This window comes from Nonomuraea sp. B5E05 (assembly GCF_039880665.1).
Classification (GTDB): Bacteria; Actinomycetota; Actinomycetes; order Streptosporangiales; family Streptosporangiaceae; genus Nonomuraea.
The window spans coordinates 1-1,350 of the sequence record NZ_JBDPMJ010000090.1 but is presented as its reverse complement, the minus strand read 5'-3'; the positions used below and the strand labels follow the sequence as shown (position 1 = coordinate 1,350).

General features: G+C 65.5%; 1 protein-coding gene. It reads left to right on the top strand.

What is annotated here, in order from left to right; genetic code table 11:
* Nucleotides 1–712 precede the first annotated feature (712 nt).
* Nucleotides 713–1,240: a hypothetical protein gene (locus ABGB01_RS45915; protein ID WP_347780637.1), complete on the top strand. Its 528-nt coding sequence runs from the start codon at nt 713–715 to the stop codon at nt 1,238–1,240.
* Nucleotides 1,241–1,350: the final 110 nt, after the last annotated feature.

Below are 1,350 nucleotides of genomic sequence, written 5' to 3'. Positions count from 1 at the left end.
CCCAACGCCGCGAACGCGCCCGCATCCGCAGCGAGAAAGGCATCCGCTGGGGAGGCAGACCCCTCGCACCGGCCGCCTGAAACCTGTCACTCAACCCGGTGATCGTTTCCGGTCACAGCACTAGGCGTCGCCACGGCCCGCTACATCCTCCGCGTCGAACCACTGGCATCCCTCGGCAGGCAAGCCGCCGTGACCTACGTGGCGCCTGTCGTACAACACCACCTGACCGGCCCGCTCTCATGAACCATCGGAAACCCGCAAGCATGGCCAGCAACGCAACGCCCTCGCGCTGATAAGCGACGAAGCGCAGGCCGCCTCGTGTCGCCAGGGCGATACGGATCGGGTACGCCCGCTGCTCGGCCGCCCAGCAGGAACCACAGGTCAACTGGACTGCACTCACAACGGTGCGGTGCAAGCGGATCTGCTCCGGGAAGATCAACGGATCGTCGTGTACGAGACCTGGACGCCTTACGGCAGCACGGGCGCGCCTTCGGCGGCCCGGCCGCCCCGGATGCCTTCACTGAGTAGCAGTGGATCACCCGCCGGGCCGAGCGGACCCGCTACGCGTTCTGATCTACGACGATCACTACCCCAGCTCGCCTGCCAACGCTTGTAGGCAATATAGTAAAGGGTATAGGTATGGATGTACATGTTGGAGTGTACGTACCTTCTTGCTGAAAGGTCTGCTGTGTTGTACGGGAGCTCGGACGAGATGGCGTTCATCGGGCGGCTGCCGGCGGAGGCGAAGGCCGATCGCAGCGGCGCGCTCGTGTTGCGCGGCGATGCGGGCATCGGCAAGTCAGCCCTGCTCCACCATGCCGCCGTGCTGGCCGGCGACGGAATGTGGCTGCTGCGCGGCGCAGGGCTCGCAGGACAGGCGCTCCCCGACTTGTCCGATCCGCTGGACCTGGCCCGTCTCGCGCAGGTGCACACTCCGGCCGACGTTGCCCGGGGCTGCCCGGAGAACGCATACGGGTTGCTGGTAGAAGCGGCTGACGACATTGTCAGGCGGTCCCGCGACATCGCGGTGGTGATCTTCGAGGCGGTCGCAACAGCGTGGCTCGCCGGCGACTTCGCGACCACCGCGCAGAAGGCGGTGGCGTCCTATCCGTCAGGCCGATCAAATACTGCCGCTGGCATGCGCTTCCACGTGCATGGGAAACTTCGCGGTCGAGGACCTTCCCGGCAGGTTGTCCTGGCAGCGCGATCTGATCGAAGGCTTGACCCGGGTTCGACGTAATTCGGGGCTCCTAGAGGGCACTGTGGCCTGAACGTGCAGGTCAGCAGCTGAGGGCGGACCTCCCGGGCCGAAACTGCCTAGAGACGCGATTTTGATGATTCGCCTGTACT

Coding starts and splice junctions, on each gene's coding strand:
- ABGB01_RS45915 (WP_347780637.1), top strand. CDS start 713: ATGGCGTTCATCGGGCGGCTGCCGGCGGAGGCGAAGGCCGATCGCAGC.